The organism is Citrobacter sp. BDA59-3 (assembly GCF_015167655.1).
Taxonomy (GTDB): domain Bacteria; phylum Pseudomonadota; class Gammaproteobacteria; order Enterobacterales; family Enterobacteriaceae; genus Phytobacter; species Phytobacter diazotrophicus.
The window spans coordinates 4,614,835-4,631,762 of record NZ_CP063427.1; the positions used below are offsets into that span (position 1 = coordinate 4,614,835).

General features: G+C 43.9%; 13 protein-coding genes, 1 tRNA gene and 1 pseudogene. 6 read left to right on the forward strand and 9 right to left on the reverse strand.

The window, feature by feature from the left end; all coding sequences use genetic code 11:
- Nucleotides 1–54: 54 nt before the first annotated feature.
- Entirely contained in the window at nt 55–2,079 is a 2,025-nt protein-coding gene (locus tag IP582_RS21655) for a capsular polysaccharide biosynthesis protein (protein WP_193796327.1), read from the forward strand.
- 26 nt (nt 2,080–2,105) lie between these two features.
- Entirely contained in the window at nt 2,106–3,383 is a 1,278-nt protein-coding gene (locus IP582_RS21660; protein ID WP_193796328.1) for a capsule biosynthesis protein, read from the forward strand.
- A 179-nt stretch (nt 3,384–3,562) separates the two neighbouring features.
- Here the strand turns inward: IP582_RS21660 and IP582_RS21665 are convergent, their stop codons facing one another.
- The 3 genes from IP582_RS21665 to IP582_RS21675 are packed head-to-tail and all read right to left on the reverse strand — an operon-like array spanning nt 3,563 to nt 7,277.
- On the reverse strand, nt 3,563–5,821 hold the full coding sequence (locus tag IP582_RS21665) for a capsular biosynthesis protein (RefSeq protein ID WP_193794420.1): 2,259 nt from the start codon (nt 5,819–5,821) through the stop codon (nt 3,563–3,565).
- An 11-nt stretch (nt 5,822–5,832) separates the two neighbouring features.
- Nucleotides 5,833–6,504, reverse strand: coding sequence for an ABC transporter ATP-binding protein (locus IP582_RS21670; RefSeq protein WP_193794421.1), 672 nt, complete (start codon nt 6,502–6,504; stop codon nt 5,833–5,835).
- Nucleotides 6,501–7,277, reverse strand: a complete 777-nt coding sequence (locus IP582_RS21675) for an ABC transporter permease (RefSeq protein ID WP_193796329.1) — start codon at nt 7,275–7,277, stop codon at nt 6,501–6,503. The genes IP582_RS21670 and IP582_RS21675 overlap by 4 nt, the downstream gene beginning before the upstream one ends.
- Before the next feature lie 1,165 nt (nt 7,278–8,442).
- Here IP582_RS21675 and IP582_RS21680 point away from each other — a divergent pair.
- Nucleotides 8,443–8,518, forward strand: a tRNA-Ile gene (locus tag IP582_RS21680).
- 252 nt (nt 8,519–8,770) lie between these two features.
- Nucleotides 8,771–9,112: a hypothetical protein gene (locus tag IP582_RS21685; protein WP_193794422.1), complete on the forward strand. Its 342-nt coding sequence runs from the start codon at nt 8,771–8,773 to the stop codon at nt 9,110–9,112.
- A gap of 461 nt (nt 9,113–9,573) precedes the next feature.
- Here the strand turns inward: IP582_RS21685 and IP582_RS21690 are convergent, their stop codons facing one another.
- The 4 genes and pseudogenes from IP582_RS21690 to IP582_RS21705 all read right to left on the reverse strand — a co-directional run bounded on the left by IP582_RS21690 (nt 9,574) and on the right by IP582_RS21705 (nt 12,637).
- Entirely contained in the window at nt 9,574–10,155 is a 582-nt protein-coding gene (locus IP582_RS21690; RefSeq protein ID WP_193794423.1) for a hypothetical protein, read from the reverse strand.
- Between the two features lie 599 nt (nt 10,156–10,754).
- A pseudogene (locus tag IP582_RS25435) lies at nt 10,755–12,030 on the reverse strand (hypothetical protein); the annotation flags it as partial.
- A 44-nt stretch (nt 12,031–12,074) separates the two neighbouring features.
- The gene (locus tag IP582_RS21700; protein WP_193794424.1) at nt 12,075–12,329 is read right to left on the reverse strand and encodes a hypothetical protein; all 255 of its coding nucleotides are present in this window, start codon (nt 12,327–12,329) and stop codon (nt 12,075–12,077) included.
- 50 nt (nt 12,330–12,379) lie between these two features.
- Nucleotides 12,380–12,637 carry a hypothetical protein gene (locus IP582_RS21705; protein ID WP_193794425.1) on the reverse strand — a complete coding sequence of 86 codons (258 nt, stop codon included), beginning with the start codon at nt 12,635–12,637 and terminating at the stop codon, nt 12,380–12,382.
- A gap of 70 nt (nt 12,638–12,707) precedes the next feature.
- On the opposite strand from IP582_RS21705, the gene IP582_RS21710 reads away from it, so the two are divergent.
- Complete coding sequence (locus IP582_RS21710; protein ID WP_228007925.1) at nt 12,708–13,418, forward strand: hypothetical protein; 711 nt, start codon at nt 12,708–12,710, stop codon at nt 13,416–13,418.
- Nucleotides 13,419–13,778: 360 nt separating this feature from the next.
- On the opposite strand, the gene IP582_RS21715 is transcribed toward IP582_RS21710, so the two are convergent.
- Together IP582_RS21715 and IP582_RS21720 are read right to left on the reverse strand one after the other, a co-directional pair.
- Nucleotides 13,779–14,102 carry a DUF1889 family protein gene (locus IP582_RS21715; protein ID WP_039078157.1) on the reverse strand — a complete coding sequence of 108 codons (324 nt, stop codon included), beginning with the start codon at nt 14,100–14,102 and terminating at the stop codon, nt 13,779–13,781.
- A 722-nt stretch (nt 14,103–14,824) separates the two neighbouring features.
- Nucleotides 14,825–15,301, reverse strand: coding sequence for a hypothetical protein (locus tag IP582_RS21720; protein WP_193794427.1), 477 nt, complete (start codon nt 15,299–15,301; stop codon nt 14,825–14,827).
- A 604-nt stretch (nt 15,302–15,905) separates the two neighbouring features.
- Between IP582_RS21720 and IP582_RS21725 the strand changes: the two genes are divergently transcribed.
- Nucleotides 15,906–16,868 carry a hypothetical protein gene (locus IP582_RS21725; protein ID WP_193794428.1) on the forward strand — a complete coding sequence of 321 codons (963 nt, stop codon included), beginning with the start codon at nt 15,906–15,908 and terminating at the stop codon, nt 16,866–16,868.
- Nucleotides 16,869–16,928: the final 60 nt, after the last annotated feature.

Genomic DNA, 16,928 nt, shown 5'->3' on the forward strand with positions numbered 1-16,928 from the left:
AAAACGTTTTCTTCCTTAATCAACGGATTGATATTGATGGAACGAACGAGAAACATACTGGGTATTTATTCCGGGGGGATCTGGCGCATTCCGCATCTGGACAGTTTTCTGCCTGGAGAGACTGTGCGGCTTTCGCCTTATAAAACCATTCCGGAGCAGGTGAATGCTATCGCCGTCTGGGGCCACCGCCCCAGTGCGCAAAAGCCTGTTTCCCTGGCACAATCCGTTGGGCTCCCGGTTATTCGCCTGGAAGATGGCTTTATTCGTTCTCTCGGTTTAGGCGTTCAGGGTTGTCCGCCTCTCTCCATAGTCGTTGATCATTTGGGCATCTATTACGACGCTTCGGTTCCGAGCTCGCTTGAATACCTGGTAAAAGATAATGACGGCAATAAGCCACTGGTGGATGAAGCGCAGGCGATGATGCGCGCCATCGTGGACAATGATTTGTCGAAATACAACCAGGCACCGCCGTTTGTCGCACCAGATATTATGCCAGAGGCCGTGCTGGTGATTGACCAGACGTTTGGCGATATGTCTGTCACCAAAGGCAACGCCGGCCCGGAAAGCTTTCAGCAGATGCTTGAGACAGCAAAGCAGGAAAATCCGAACGCAGAGGTTTGGGTGAAGGTGCATCCGGATGTGCTATGCGACAAAAAGGCGGGGTACTTTGCGAATCTGAAATCCGACGACCGTGTGCGCGTATTTGCCGAAGATGTCAGCCCGCAATCACTACTGCGGCACATGCAAAAGGTGTATGTGGTCACCTCGCAGTATGGTTTTGAAGCGTTGCTGGCAGGCAAACCCGTCGTCTGCTTTGGGCAGCCATGGTATGCGGGCTGGGGACTAACAGATGACCGTCACCCAAAGGCCCGTGAGCTTGCCGCACGCCGCCAACCGACCACACTGAGCAATCTGTTTACCGCCGCCTACTTGCGCTACTGCCGTTACCGACACCCGGTAAGCGGAAAACCTGCAACGCTGGCCTGCGTTATCGACTGGCTGGTCTTACAGCGTAACCACAACCTGGCACGTCGTGGCACGCTATGGGCGCCGGGATTAAGCCTGTGGAAAACAGCAATACTCAGGCCGTTTATGAAAACCACGGAGAACCGGGTACGCTTTGCGAAGCAGTGTCGACAAGCCAGCGCGCTTATCGTCTGGGGTACAAGGGGAGAGAAAAAATGGCAGGCGCAGGCAGATGCACAGTGCATTCCACTGTGGCGAATGGAAGACGGGTTTATCCGCTCCTCCGGCCTGGGTTCCGATTTGCTCGCCCCCCTGTCTTTAGTGCTGGATAAAACCGGTATCTATTACGACGCATCCCGTCCAAGCGATCTGGAAAACCTGCTGAACGCCAGCAGTCTGAGCGAACATCAGCGGGAGCGCGCGCAAGCCCTACAGCAACAACTAGTACGCAACAAAGTCAGTAAATACAACCTTGGACAGGAGTGGCACTTACCGCCCGAAGCGACCGGTAAAAAAGTCATTCTGGTACCCGGACAGGTGGAGGATGACGCCTCGATTCTGACAGGGGCGCGGTCTGTTAACACCAACCGGGATTTATTGCGTACGGTACGCGAGCGTAATCCTGACGCGTTTGTTGTCTTTAAACCGCACCCGGATGTGCTGGTTGGCAACCGTAAAGGGCAAGTCGTGGCAGAAGATATCGCCCGTTGGGCCGACTGCCAGGCGCTGGATGCCGATATCATTCAGTGCATTCAACTCGCTGATGAGTTACATACCATGACCTCTCTTTCCGGCTTCGAAGCCTTAATGCACGGTAAGCGAGTATTTTGCTATGGCCTGCCTTTTTATGCCGGCTGGGGACTCACTCAGGATGAGCACCATATTCCCCGGCGCGCCAGGCAACTCAGTCTTACGGATTTAGTGTGGCAAACGCTTATCACGTATCCAACTTATATCCATCCACAGCGACTGGAGCCAATGCAGGCAGAAGACGCCGTAATGTGGCTGAGCACCGCTCCACGCGGTGAAATGAAAATCACGAAAAAAAATATTGGTCGATTAGCCAGACAGTACCGCAAGTTATTGATGTTTTATAAAGTTCGTTTTGGTTAGTGTTAATTTGAGACCCATGGACGATGATGCAAAATAATACCGTTAAGACATTACTCGCAGGGAAAAAATATCTGCTGCTGCAAGGACCAATGGGGCCTTTCTTCAATGATGTCGCCAACTGGCTTGAGACGCTGGAACGCGAAGCGGTAAACGTTGTATTTAATGGTGGCGATCGTTTTTATTGTCGACAACGTCAGTATCTTACTTATACACAAACGCCGAAGGAATTCCCGACCTGGCTGAAAGAGACCTGGAAGGCTTACCCGTTCGACACCATCTTGTGCTTCGGTGACTGCCGTCCATTGCACAGAGCGGCACATGCCTGGGCGAAATCGAAAGGTATTCGTTTCCTGGCTTTCGAAGAGGGCTATCTGCGGCCGCATTTTATTACGCTTGAAGAAGGCGGAGTGAACGCTTTCTCCCCCCTGCCCCGTGATCCTGATTTTTACCGGAGCTTGCCAGATTTCCCGCCCTCAGAAACCCAGCCACTGAAACCGTCCTCAGGCTGCCGTTACATCCACGCGACATGGTATTATCTTGTCGGCTGGCGTTATAGACACGAGTTCTTGCATTATCGCCATCACAAATCTTTTTCACCATGGTACGAAGCAAAATGCTGGGTGCGCGCGTGGTGGCGTAAGCAATGGTATGGCTGGAAACAACGTGGCGTAATGGAGACGCTGCAGACGACACTCGATCAACACTATTACCTTGCGATTTTGCAGGTCTATAACGATAGTCAGATCCGCAACCATAGCCCATACGCTGATGTCCGGGATTATATTAACGATGTGATCTTCTCGTTTGCACGTAAAGCGCCGAAAGACGATGTGCTGGTCGTTAAGCACCACCCCATGGATCGCGGGCATCGTCTGTATGGCCCCTTGATTAAGCGGCTGAGTAAGAAGTATGGCGTGATCAATCGTATAATTTATGTCCACGATTTACCGATGCCGGAATTACTGACGCATGCCAAAGGCGTGGTGACTATTAACAGTACGGCGGGAATTTCAGCGTTAGTGCATAACAAACCGTTGAAGGTGATGGGCAACGCCCTGTATGACATCAAAGGGATGACATATCAGGGACACTTGCACCAGTTCTGGACGGCAAACTTCAAGCCGGACATGAAGTTGTTTAAGAAATTTCGTGGGTATTTGCTGGAGAATACGCAGATAAATGCGGTGTATTATACTAATAGCTTAAACCATAAACACATCCACTTATTTTACAAAACAGAAATTGGAAATAATCAATCCTCTTTTTTTTGTTCACGCGAGCATTCAAAATTGGACATAAAATAAAACCCGGCAAAGGTAATAATTGAAAAATCACTATTGGATTATTTTCTTCTTAACCTTCTCGGTTTTTTATTCCAGGAAAGTTTTTGCACCCTCCGTTTAAAAATATTTATTCTGCAGTAAGCGTTATGAAATAAACCGCAAAGGGGATTATAAAATTAAAAAATGGACACGATTACATATCATCCTTTTAAAATGTTAGTATTACTCTTTCTGTTTTTGATGGCATCTTTAAAAAAGACGCCTGGAGTTCTTATCAATTTTCTCACTTTCCTGCCAAGCTTTCCAATCTTTTGATTCTCTGCCTTTAGGTTATTTATTTTAAGCCCGGCACTATTTACCGAATTACTCTCAATATGGAATTTAGAATCTTTAACGATACTATTTTCGACCAATATTTTTGTTTCATTGGAATTTGCAGTAGATGATTTGAGTGTTTCCTTAATTTTATCTCGACCACCAAAAGAGTAAAAAAGCGGCGCATCCAGACTAATCCCTTCTGTAGAGGATCCTAAAATAATCGTTTTATTATTATAGTTAATTTTATTAAATAAAATTTCATTAATAATTTTCCTTTCTGTACCATCACTTGCTTTTGTTTTCTTGTAATTTGAATGGCCAAATGAGTAGACTCTATTAAGCATATGCCAATAGAATTGCAACACCTTTCTTTTATCAACTAGCAAATCTTTATTAATGAGTTCCTGAGCGTGCATGGCATCAAATGCAGGAATAGCTAAACCTTCGTGTGCATAAAAAGCGTTAGACGCACAAATAACCGGTTTCATAAAAGCGAGGGAAATTAAACCAACCCCAGAATTCATTAATAATACTTTATCTGCCAAATCAATTAGGTCATGTATATGCGTATCATCTTCTGCATATAAGACACCATTTATTCTAGGAAGATCTTTTTCTAGAGGATGATTCTTACAAATTACAACCCATTCTTCTTTGGGAAGGTTTTCAGCTATATATTCAACCCAACTCTGAAATCCACCAACTGATCCAGCAGCACCTGCAAAATAGGTTGTAACGGTATCCGTTGGTCTTTGAAACGGCACGAATAACACTTTCCGATCACCAATCTGGTATAATTCTTTTAAAAATCCAGATGTTTTTCTCGGTGAATTATGTTCTAATGTGTGCTCGCCATTCCTTAAATTGAAAAGATAATTTTCAACTTCATCTTCTTGTTCTTGAGTTAATTTTCGTTGCCAGGCCTCTGGCGAATAACTTTTACTGTCGTAATTAAACCCATTATGATCTAAGAACCACGAATCTGGCAGAGCACCACGATCAAAAACAACAAACGGAATATTTCTTTCTTTAACACCTGCATATAATGCCAAACGGTGCTCATTTCCATAAGGATTTAGGAAGAATACTCTCTCAATTTCATTTTTACTAATGTAACGCAACAATGAATCAATATTCGAAAATAAGTTCTCAGACATAAAAACCAAACTACCAAAAAGTGGAGTTAAATGTCTTATTGCTTTGAAAGTACGAGATTTTGTATCAATTAAAAATAACGTTTTACTCTTAACATTCGCGTTACTTAAAGGAAAAGGTTGTTCTTTATCCTGATCAAATTTCTTCATTAGATTTTCTAATAAAGAAAAATTCCTTTGCGTTTGATGATAACCCGGAATTGATCTCGTAGGGTGCCACAGATGCTGAAAGAAGATCCCCCGATTAAAAACATCTATCCCATATAAAGCAAAATAAGCTCTAAAACCACGATAATTATCAATGCTATTTGACTTGGTATTATTGTAATAATCGGCAGTCTTGGGGCCTTTAGCATAATAACTGCTAAGCCTATGTAATACATCATAATCTTCTGCACCATGACCATAAAATTCCCTACTATGCCCTCCAATAGCTAAATAGTGATGTTTATTAACCACCATCGCAGAACTGCCATAAGCGGGAAACGCTACAAAATCTTTATGTGATTCATAAATTTTTCTATGTATAAAGTTATTTTCACTACATTCTGAATTATGAGAAGAAGATAAAGTCTCTTTAGTCCCATTCTCAGTCAGGAAAAAGACAGGAACGCAAAAGAAATCGTATATTGAATTAACCATATCTCTTGCCAGGACCTCAGTATGGATACGTTCATACATATCTTTGTTTCCAAAGAAATCAATATCGTTAAATAAAACGACATTATCTTCTGAATATTGAACCCCTAAATCTCTAGCATGGCCTATGCTAAAAATTTGAGAGCCGATATCAATATCTAATATTTTCAAATGAGAATGAGAACCCAATCCCTTTAAAATATTAGAGAATTTTTTAGGGGTTCCGTAATTAACAATGAGAATATTAAATTTTTCAGATGGTATGTTTCCGATAATACGACTTAGCCTCTCTTCAGCCTGGTAAAGTCCTTCGGTAACTCTTAATGGTATTATAACAGTAACTTTCATATTCATTTTACCTAACTGTGTTTACTAACATCTTTTTTATATGCATCAATCGCATTACCAACATCTTCGAAGTAAGTTACTTCATTGCTTTTTCCTATATAGATTGCTATATCACAATATTGTTTTAATAAATTTAAACTATGTGATACCATCAAAAAATTAGAAGAATTTCGCTTTGAGTTAAAAACACTCTGGCATTTATTCTTAAATCTTGCATCACCAACAGCTGTAATTTCATCAACCAGATAATAATCAAATTTGAAAGCCATACTTAACCCAAACCCAAGACGAGAACGCATTCCTGATGAGTACGTTTTTATTGGCATATCAAAATATTTACCCAACTCAGCAAATTCTTCTACAAAGGTAACTTTCTCCTTTAGCTCTTCTTTTTTTGCATATAACCGGGCAACAAATTTCACATTTTCTCGCCCCGTTAAACTTCCCTGAAAACCACCAGAGAGCCCTACAGGCCATGAGATTGAGCTGTCAGTAACAATTTTTCCACTATCGGGACGATCTATGCCACCGATCATTCTTAATAACGTCGATTTACCCGCACCATTACGCCCTATCAACGCAATACTTTTCCCCGATGGCAATTCGATGTTTAAGTCTTTAAAAACGTAGTGCCTTCCTTTAGGAGTTCGATATGATTTAGTCAGGTTTTCTATTTTGATCATGAGGTTAACATTGCCTCTTCGCGTTTATGATAAACTGCCAGACCTAAAAAGAGAGCAACCAGAGCGCAAAGCGCCAAATAGTTCAAACTTACGCCTTCGCTAACGTAGCCTGCAACGACAGATTCCCGGCTTAACTCGACAGCATGAATAATGGGGTTCCAAAGTAGATACGGCCAAAACTCCTTCGGAATGGCATGAAGTGGAAACATGACGCAAGATATAAAGTAAAGAGGTTTGAGAATGATCGGTAAGAATTTTTCGGACTCGGGAAACGTTTTTCCAAGGACCATAAAAATCAGGCCAAAACCGAAAGCGAAAAGAATAAGTAGGCTCCAGGTAAGAATTAGAGTGAGGATACTGGTAATTGTAAACTTTTCACCAAATGCTCCTACAACACACATAAGAACAATATATACACAGCTGTATATAAGTGTTTCGAGCAATGTACGAGCAATAATTGTATCAACGGGCTTTACTGGTCTATAATTAAATAACCCTTGGTTAGCCTCAATCGCGCCAATAGATCTCGTAGAGATATTACTAAATAAAAAATAAGGAATTAACCCATTCAGTAAAAATACTGGAAACGAAATATCAGGCATAGTGCGATGCATAATATACCCAAAGAGTGCTAATAAAATAAGCAAATGTGCCGCTGGCTCCAGTATCGCCCACAGATACCCCAAACGGTACTTACCAAATCGCGTTTTAATCTCGCGCAGGAACAGCGCTTTCACAGCCGCTTGCTGAACTTCTAACCCACTTCTGGCCATTAGTGATGCAACCTTTATGTCATGAGACACGCTACCGCCCCTGGCTTTAGCTACCAGCATGCTCGGGGATGCGTATAAATAAAACTAAAAATTTATCTTGCTAATTTTTTAACCTGGCGAATTTTCGCATTTTGGGAATAAAATTCCTGACAGGAAGGTAAAGACAAAAGGATAAAAATTGCAGGTATCTTCCTGATACAAACTTACTGAAACTCCAAATCAGCTATAAATGTAGCGAGGTATCCGGATAGATCCTATAAGTTATAATCTATTAATATAACGATATTAATTAATAAGTTCTATAACTATAGGAGCTCGTTAGAAAAATTAATAAAATCCTTTAATATCAGTTAGTTAAAAATATTTAAAATTCACAAAATGAATAACTTGGAAATATTTCATAATTTCATGAATAATATTGATATGAAAAATATTTCATGATATTTATTTCGCCTGCCAAACTTATACATTTTTACAACCAAAATATATTGCATTTAACATTGAATATGCATTGAGCTAACGTATTACGATAAAGGATAATTAAGAATCTCATTAATCAACCAACTTGAAAAAAAACAAGTTGATGTTTATTTAAAATAGATTTCATTCATTAGTTGTAGTGATGCTTTAGTGCAAAAATTAGTTTTATAGCGCCTCACCAATCACGTGCGGGTGGTTCATGATAAATCTTGTATGTTGTTCTGTTTAGGCTGCTGAGCTTTCGAAGCTCCCAAATTTGAGTCGCATCGATAGCAAAATGTTGTCGTCTTCGGGAATCTACACACGCGAGATTCTCTTCCAAGTTTCCAGTGTACGGAGCAAAGAGTACCGCGAGTTAAGAGTCATCATTATGTTTAAGCAGTCTTAACCCGTTTCAACGTCACTCGTGCTACCCACTGCCATCGGCTTTTAAAGCCGAACCTAAGCCACACAGGATCAGTTGATCTTCCACTGCTCGTTGTAAGTGTTCCCCGAAGGTTTGCCGGAATTCATTCTGTAGAAAGCAACGCGCAACCCTGGCACAAGAATATCGAGGCTATTTATTTCCCCGATGTTGGATGCGGAACTTAAGTATAAAGGATTGATAATGCGTTGTTTATAAAACAGCCAGATGGAATGTTGATGCTGGATCGCCTGGAGAAGTTACTTTATAATTGCCCGCCACGGCCCCTTAGCTCAGTGGTTAGAGCAGGCGACTCATAATCGCTTGGTCGCTGGTTCAAACCCAGCAGGGGCCACCAAATTCTCTATTAAAAATCATAAAGTTATGCCAAGTTTCTTACATTAGCATTTCTCTTCCTGTCAGTGATTGTCGCAAAAGTGTCGCACTAGATTCTTAAATCCCAGCCCTTAAGAGGAAGGCTCCCTGCCCATACGTGAGATTCAACCGTCATGAAAGTGAAAGATGTTGTGTACCCAGTAACGCTTTTTTTAGAACCAATCCTCATCTAGGGCCATCTGTACTGCTTTTCGCGCTAGGAATGATGTTCCTTTTGACAGTAAAATTTTCTGCCGTAGCCGGGGCATTATTCGGTGCTGGAGCCTCTTTACTTGGTGCATGGATTTCAGATTTTAATTCACGTAAAAAAGAGATTGAGTCGAAGAAACAAAAAGAAAATGATGCTGAAAAGTACTTCGCACCTGAACTTTTGCGAACTGTAGCCAAAATTCTGTATATTCAGGATCGTGCAACAGTCAACTACGGTGCTACTTTCAGAGAATATATTAGAAAAGGCGCGCTGACTTACCCCTTAGAACCGAGCATTCGTAATGTACTTAACCTTGGCGATAAAAAAGAAGATTTTCTACCTTATCTCCCCCTTACTCTATCCTAATGCTCCTCAATTCAAAGACTTAGCCAGCACCAAAGCTATTAAGTTGATAGTTTATTACGATTCGCTTTATGTGTTAAAGGCCTATGTAAAAGACTGGTGGGAAAGAGAAGGACAAGTACCTTCCAATTTTTTTAACTCCATGAGCTGTCATACAGAGCATAGTCTTAAGCTCGCATTAGAATGCTTGACAGCATTCCAAATTGAAAACACTGTCTATGGGGTCGGTCATTCGCAAGGTATTTCTTCCAGAATCAACTCTGTATTAAAAGAAGCAACAAAAAACAGAAAGCGCATAGACACTTCCTTAAAACAGCAAGAGCCAAACAGAAACAAAAAACCTTAACAATCAAAAATTAAGTTTCAACAGCTATACATATGGCGACAATATTCAGACGAGAATTATTGTCTGCCATAATATCTTCGCGAATGTAACTATACGGTTATAATTTTTTACTGCACCATTAACCCGTTTTAAGCAGCAACCATTGAAGAACAATAACAATAAAATAGACTAAAGTTGCTGCTCCAATAAAAACTAACAAACCCATAAACTTAATGAACAACGGATTTAACACTTTCTGTGGTATCAGCCCTACCATTTTTGCCATTCCTTCTTTGGATCTTACTGATAATAATTCAGGCAATTGTTCATTTATTGACATTATTTCACATCTCGTAAGCTCATTTGTAGCCAAAAAATCGAACACCATAATGTAGCGCCCATCATCATTTAATTTTTGTGTATATGGCCTGACAGGCCATATATTGAGCTGCTGAGGAGCATAATTAAAAATAATCTCAAGGTTAGTTGCAGGTTCTCTGCCTTCATTCACAATGATATATGATTGAGTATGAACAACTTTTTTTTCTAAAGCTTCATCGCCATTACCATCTATAAACTTTTCGTTTACAAGAAATGTGAACTGATGAAGTTCACCATAAACAACCTTCGCATTATTTTTAAAAAACTTGTTTATTATCAATGTAAAAACAGGAACTAGAAGTGAAAAAATCTCTTTTCCATAAGTCGCAAGTACATTCATATTCAAATCTCTTAAGTTTTTGGCGTTTCACTTTTCGTGGCAATGAAAATCTATTATCAGGCTTGGTTGCAATTCTTACCACAAGCCATACTGCAAATTTCAGCACTAAACTTAGTTTGAACCATTTAAGAAACTGCACTATCTGTGAATTGTTTGAGTTTTGCTTGTGGTAACAACTCAGCTTGTTGATCGAACTTAAGTCACAAAAAAGTCAATAAAACCTTTAATTTAAGTACATTACATCTTTAAGTCGATCCTTTTTAGATCCTTAAAGCTGAAATGTACTGAAATCTTTTTCAATGTTTTCAGTTTGCAGATTCGCGCAAGCCGTCAGCACTGGCGCGGTCTGGCGGTACGGTTTGAAGAAAAATAAAACTGAAAAAATTACCTGATCCAAAAACCGCAGGCGGGTGCGGTGTAGCGCCGTTTTTGTCTGCGGCGTCTTTATTTTGTTGGGGTATGGCTGCACCAGCCTGCCGGGGGGCGTCTGATCGTTTCTGGGGATTACTCGCGGGTGTTCTGTCGGGAGAGGCGCTCACAGCGCGTCTGGCGAAGGGGCATAAAAAAGCCCGCACACTGGCGGGCTAAGATGATTTCATTCAGGCAATGATAGCGGCGTATTTTCCCCTGGTTGTACCTGCTTTTGTCGCCGTCTGCGTAAACGCGCCAGACTGGACAGGCGCGCCCGTTCCGGGGTGTGTATGGCTGGCACACTGACTGGCCAGCTCCGCCAGCAGGTCAATAGTGTCCAGTAGCATGGTCAGGGCATTGGTCTGTTCTGTGCCGATATGCACGGTCTGGCCAATCACCTGCTGACCAGCGGCCACGCTCCTGCGCAGTGCGGCAATCTTTTCTGTCAGCGCGCCGCGCGTCTCGATATCGATATTCCCGGCCATCCTGCTGGACTGCCGCCCGTCAATCTCGGTTTCGGCATCACCCTGAATACTGGCCAGATATTTTCCGCCTGCGGCCATCGCATAATCGCCCGTGACGACCTGCTGAACAGCCCCGGCCATCAGTGTGGACGTGCCAAGCACGGTTGTCTTATCTGTCGCCGCCCTGGGTAACGCGGTGCGAGACACCCTCGCGTTGTTGTTGCAGCTGCTCGCCGGGCTTCACGTCCGGCAGGCTTGTCCCGTCCGGCAATGTCTGGCGTACAAACGGCTTATCCGGGCGGCCGCCTGTGAAACCCACTTCGACCAGCGTTCCTTCTGGCGGAAACTGGAACATCCCTGAATCATTCCCGGCCATAGGAACCGGTAGCGGCACAGCGGAATAAACCGGGGTTGTTTTGTCCGGGTTACCGTCTGCGTCAAGCAGTTGCACATCAACGGCATAGCGGGGGCGGAACGGATCGGCAAAATTGCCGCTTGAGACGGGTTCACTCGCCGCCACCACGCGCGCCGTTTTCGGCAGACGCAGCCCGCTGGCCAGCTCCGGGAACTGACTTTCAAGCTGGCGCTGAATGGGCGATTTTTGCAGGGGTTCGCCCGTGATTTTATTGCGCGGCGTCCAGGTAATATCCATTGTGTCGTTTGTCAGCGTGACTTTCGTCAGGCGCTGGCCGTTCACTTCCACACCCGGACGCAGGGACTGGATCAGAGGAATGGTCATCGAATTTCCGGCCGCATTGCCCTGGCTGAACGCGTGGGGGATTTCCACCGGACGCCCCGCGAATAACGCCGCCTCCGCGCCGCCTGCATACACGGAACCATCCGGCAACTGATACCAGACATAATCCGTGATGCCAAAAGCGCTACCCAGATTATTGAGCAACTGGAAGCCCGTGCCGGAATGGGTGAAATGCGGAATGGCCGTGCTGCTGTAACCCGCATCCGGCACGGTCACCGTGATGCCGCTGTTTTCCGTCAGCCAGCGAGGGTATGGAATGAAGTGGAAGCAAGATTATTAGGTATTGATTAACGGCTGGACAGGGATAAACGCCGGTAAATTTTTGTTATTAAGAAAACGGTAAGCACACCGAGCAACGCAGACATCAATCCAAGAAAAATCAGCACCGAGAGAGTATGACTGAAAAGCCCACCGAGGCTTGTGAAATCGCTTAGCCGTGCGAATTGCTTAGGCGTCATTACACGTATCACTATTTCCGGGATAGTTAGAAAGAAAATAATCACGACCAAAAAACTAATTACCGTGTTTCCATATTTTTTCATAGCATTCCCTGCCTGGCCCGTAAATTGTGATCGATTATCAACTGACTGTTTCACTCATGCTTAACCTGAGTTAAAGCACAATAAACTTTTCCAACGACATACACGCCAATAATTCCGATAAACATGGATGACAGACCAATGAAAATCATCGCCGAGAGGAATGGACTGAATAAACCACCCAAACTTGTAAAATCGCTAAGTCTGGCAAGTATGTCATTCGGAACCTTCCTTAAGATGACCTCAGGAATTATTAGAAAAGAAATAATTGCCGCTAAAACATAAATAAGGATTTTTCGACTTTTTTTCATTCGCAACCTTGCCCGTGTGAGCGACCATGATCAATCATTAAACATTAATGTTACAACAAGGCAAATGGAAATGGCAGAAAACTATCTTAAATTGAAAACTCAGTCAGATAGAAGGATGGCGATTGCTTTAACTAAAGCGTTACGGGAGATCCACGCCAGTCATATGGAGACCGTCGCAAACGTTACACTTGGCAGTCAACGGCTTATTAACTATGGCTCCTGCTTAGTGCCTGACGAGTACTACGGGAGTACGTGCCATGAGCAATGGAGTGAAGATAAACGCTTGTATTTATCTTTGTTAGAAATATACAAAAGAAATGATGTCGTTCTTGATATGGTTCAACTCTATTTCCAAAAAACATTCAAGCGTCTGGGAGATGAGAAAAGTAATACGCTGGTGTCCTATATAAAGCAGAAAATCGGAGAGAAAGCATATGAAGCTGCTGATCGTTCAAGCAAACTAGCTCTTTCTCTGACAATTGCTAAATTGATTGTAAGTAGCACTGATTTTCAGGAATCTTATATTAAAAAAGTAAATGAAATGTCCACTTGGTTTGTGAAAGCTACGGCATTGTATGCTAAAGCTCAGATAGCTGCATTAGCAGCAAATAAACTGAAATTTCAGGATGCGGAATATTACCAATTACTTTATCGAGAAAAGCTGGAAATGCTATACTTTCTTATTGAACTTCAAATGTCTAAAATAATCTATGAAGTAGAGTCTGGCAGGAACAACGAGGAAGTCATTGGCGACGCTTTATATGAAATATTGAAAAGATGAAGAAATTATTATTATTCTTGTGGGGAGCCCACTCTCACTTAGTACCCATCGCACTCATTCTTGCCGGGGCATTTTTGTTTATTCAATTCATTCCCAGCTATTCAGGGATACTTACTTTTTTATGGTTTATTATCGTCTCTTATTTTTATATCAAATATAATCGCTGGTATTAGCACCGCATTTATTACAGCTAAAATGCTCCTTCGTTGGCAGATTGAGTATGCCGGAAGATCTCTAAATGTGAATGGCACGATTATGCGGATACTTACACCAGCAGGGGCCACCAAATTCAAGGGCCTAAGTGAAAACAGAGGCCCTTTGTCGTATTAAAGCCCGGGTGAGAAGCGAACTGAGATGCGCTTAACTTGCCGGGTCAAACTCGACGTTCACCCGCGCGCGCAGCTCTTCCTTCATATACGAAGTAAAGTATTCAGGATTTTTAATCACCACGCGGTCAGCGGACTCGATTTTATCCGCCCATCCCGCCACTTTTTTTGTGAACTCCGGGTGCCACCCTTCCCGCTCCCCTCGCGCGATAATCTCCTCGGCGTGAGCTGGAACACCAAGCTCTTTCAGATACTTAAACATCCCCTTCACTGTACTCTCATCCATGGAATGTGGTGTTGAGGCTGATGTGTTCATACCGCCAATAAAGTCCAATGCTTTCTCAATTACTGTTGGCATATTCGTATCCTTAAATTAACCATCTAATAATCACCTCTTCACTATGACCTGAAATGGCGAAGAGTCTGCAATTGATGGTCAAATCTGTTACCTGGCCCCAAAATCAGCTTCACATGTGACGTTTTTCTGCGCGATGACGCCCCACACAAGCGCAAAGACTTTTCCTCATTGACCAGGGGCCGGGACTTTAGCGCGTTAGCCCACGCCAGTCATTGTGGTAACGGCCAGTACAGTCCTCAGGAGGGGTACATACAACAATGCTCTTATAAGGCTTACAAGTATGCTGAAATATCAGGTAAGTTAGTCCTCCACCTGATTATCGCCAGGCGGGTATGAAGTAGAGGGACTATCATGATCGGTAAAGATTTATATGAGTTATTAAAAAAATGAAGCAGGCAATTTTATGGTTTTTACAGTCATATATCTATTTAATCCCTTTGGCCCTTATTGTGGCAGGGGCGTATATCTTCGCGAGATTTATACCTGATTATTTTGGGATACTGACCTTTTTGTGGCTTATTATTGTCTCATTTTTTTATATCAAGTATAACCGCTGGTATTAGTGTAGCTGGCACTGGTTGCGATCACGATTTGAGTCGATATTCGTCGTCTGGTATCAGATGTTCAGCGGCTCGTGCGGGGGTCACGGTGATATCCTGGCAGCCATCTTTCCGTGATAACCCACACTTCATTCAATGTGCCCTTCATTGCCCCTTATCAGCTTACATAAACATCGTATCATGCTCCCGGCTGTACGCGTCCTGCACGAACTCAACCCATGATGAATCTGCCGTTGGCTTACACAGCGCCTTCCAGAATACCTCGTCAAAACAGCCCGTCAGGAAAAGATAGCGACATACATTCATGACCTCATCGGGACGCCAGTCACGCGAACTGCCAATGCCCATCAGGTCAGACTCCAGTCTGCTATACGTTAAATTATCCTCTTCATCTGCCCATGCCCGGTTAAGACGTTCATAAATGGATGCGCCCTTCTGTGCGCTGATCTCAAAAAAGTCGCCATATAATTCATGGGGAAGATACTGATGTTCGCCACCCAAATCATGCAAAAACGGATAAACACCGGACTCCCAGGCAAAGATGTACGCGTCGGTATATTCCTTGTGATGCTTACCCAAATGCATGATCTGAATTCGCTGCTGCGTGAACATGGCTTTCATTATGTGTTGATCAGACATCGAAACTGACTCCTTTTCAAATGTGAGAATAATTTTCGGCTCTAAGGTAATGCACAATGCACCAGGCCGCCAGCGGTGAAAACGTGGCGGCGTGAGCGTTTTGTCTATTTTGAGAATTAGCCCCCAATCCCGCCCGGAATAGGCTTACTGCGTATCTGCATTTGCAGTTATGTTAATGCCGCTAAAAAAGTGTTTTTCCGTTGCTAAATAGATTGTCGCATCTTAATTTCACCTCGAAATTATTCATATAGAAAATACCCTATCTCATCACGCTGAAAGGATAAAAGCCCATTTTTTGGCGGGGTGAACTTTGCCTGTTCGCTGTCTAAAATAAGGAATCTCAAGATTTCCTTTACCATTCGCCAGCAAAAACGGTAAGAAAAAAACCAGAAAGAGAACAATTAAATCAGAAGGTTATGAAAAATCTGCATGTTTTCAGTTGCGCCAGACAGTACATGATATTTAGCTATTTTCTTCGTCTGGCCTGAATAGTGTGCGGCGAAATAAACCTGTACACCGGAAAAAACATCTGTTTGTTAGCCCTGGGAGTCCAGGAATAATCCTGGATTAATACCTCTGTACTCATCATTACAAGGAATGAAAAATGACGCTGCCCAGACTTAACCCCGAAGCAAATATGCCTGGCTATGACTTTGCGCGCTTTAGCGGTAAAGGTGCGACAGATTTCAATTTCGATGCGCTTGGCGCAGCGATGGACTGTACACGTGATTTTGCACAGGCTGGAATTATCTACGCCGATGGCACGGAGCGATACCTGGTACGCCCCAGTAAACGTCACCCGAACGGACAAAGCGGCATCGTAACGCATGTGGTTGTGACAAAGCCTCCCGCACAAGGGTCAAAAACCACGGTGGGTAAATCGTTGACCGACGCCGTCTCCGCAACCTCTCTAGGTCCGGAAATCGCCTCCACCGTTCTCTCCTGCGGCGCAATGATCATTACCGCCGGGGTGATGGCCACCGCGGGCGCCGCCGTCCCACTCACTGCCGGAGCCAGCGGCGCGCTGGTCGCCCTGGGTTATGCCGGCGCCGCTGCCACGGGTCTGCAATGCATCAACGGCCTCTACCGTTTATATGACCTGGTGGAGAATGGCGGCGAAGATGTGGCCTGGCTGGATTCGCAAGGCTGGTATAACGCCACCTCTACCGCGCTCGATCTTATCTCGCTGGCAAGCGCAGGTGGCGTACTGAAAGAGGTTGTCACGACGTGGCGCGCAATGAAATCCGTTTCGTCGTTAAAAGCGTCTCAGTGGCTGAAAGAGTACCCCCGCCAGGATCGCAAACGCCTGACGGAACTCATCATCAGGCTGCAAAACCCTGGCATCAGTAATAAGGAAATTAAAGCCCTTATCCGCGCAGGTATTTACCCTAAACGCTTCCCGGTCGAGCCGGTGCAGGTGGAACTCACCCGGCAGCTGGGTAACCTGGTGACCAGTGCGGCGGCGCTGGCGGGAAGCGCGGTGAGCGGTGTCGTCGCCTCGCCGGGCAATATTCCCAAAACAGGCCGCTATATTGTGGGCACCATTCAGTCACTGGCGGTACTGTAATGCGCCTGGCTACGCTCATTTCCGGTTGGCTTTTTTGTGATCTGCTGGCCCATGGAAGGG

Excerpts from the sequence above, each read along its gene's own strand:
- IP582_RS21660 (WP_193796328.1), top strand. The coding sequence starts at position 2,106 with ATGCAAAATAATACCGTTAAGACATTACTCGCAGGGAAAAAATATCTG.
- IP582_RS21665 (WP_193794420.1), bottom strand. The coding sequence starts at position 5,821 with ATGAAAGTTACTGTTATAATACCATTAAGAGTTACCGAAGGACTTTAC.
- IP582_RS21670 (WP_193794421.1), bottom strand. The coding sequence starts at position 6,504 with ATGATCAAAATAGAAAACCTGACTAAATCATATCGAACTCCTAAAGGA.
- IP582_RS21675 (WP_193796329.1), bottom strand. The coding sequence starts at position 7,277 with ATGGCCAGAAGTGGGTTAGAAGTTCAGCAAGCGGCTGTGAAAGCGCTG.
- IP582_RS21690 (WP_193794423.1), bottom strand. The coding sequence starts at position 10,155 with ATGAATGTACTTGCGACTTATGGAAAAGAGATTTTTTCACTTCTAGTT.
- IP582_RS21700 (WP_193794424.1), bottom strand. The coding sequence starts at position 12,329 with ATGAAAAAATATGGAAACACGGTAATTAGTTTTTTGGTCGTGATTATT.
- IP582_RS21705 (WP_193794425.1), bottom strand. The coding sequence starts at position 12,637 with ATGAAAAAAAGTCGAAAAATCCTTATTTATGTTTTAGCGGCAATTATT.
- IP582_RS21710 (WP_228007925.1), top strand. The coding sequence starts at position 12,708 with ATGGCAGAAAACTATCTTAAATTGAAAACTCAGTCAGATAGAAGGATG.
- IP582_RS21715 (WP_039078157.1), bottom strand. The coding sequence starts at position 14,102 with ATGCCAACAGTAATTGAGAAAGCATTGGACTTTATTGGCGGTATGAAC.
- IP582_RS21720 (WP_193794427.1), bottom strand. The coding sequence starts at position 15,301 with ATGTCTGATCAACACATAATGAAAGCCATGTTCACGCAGCAGCGAATT.
- IP582_RS21725 (WP_193794428.1), top strand. The coding sequence starts at position 15,906 with ATGACGCTGCCCAGACTTAACCCCGAAGCAAATATGCCTGGCTATGAC.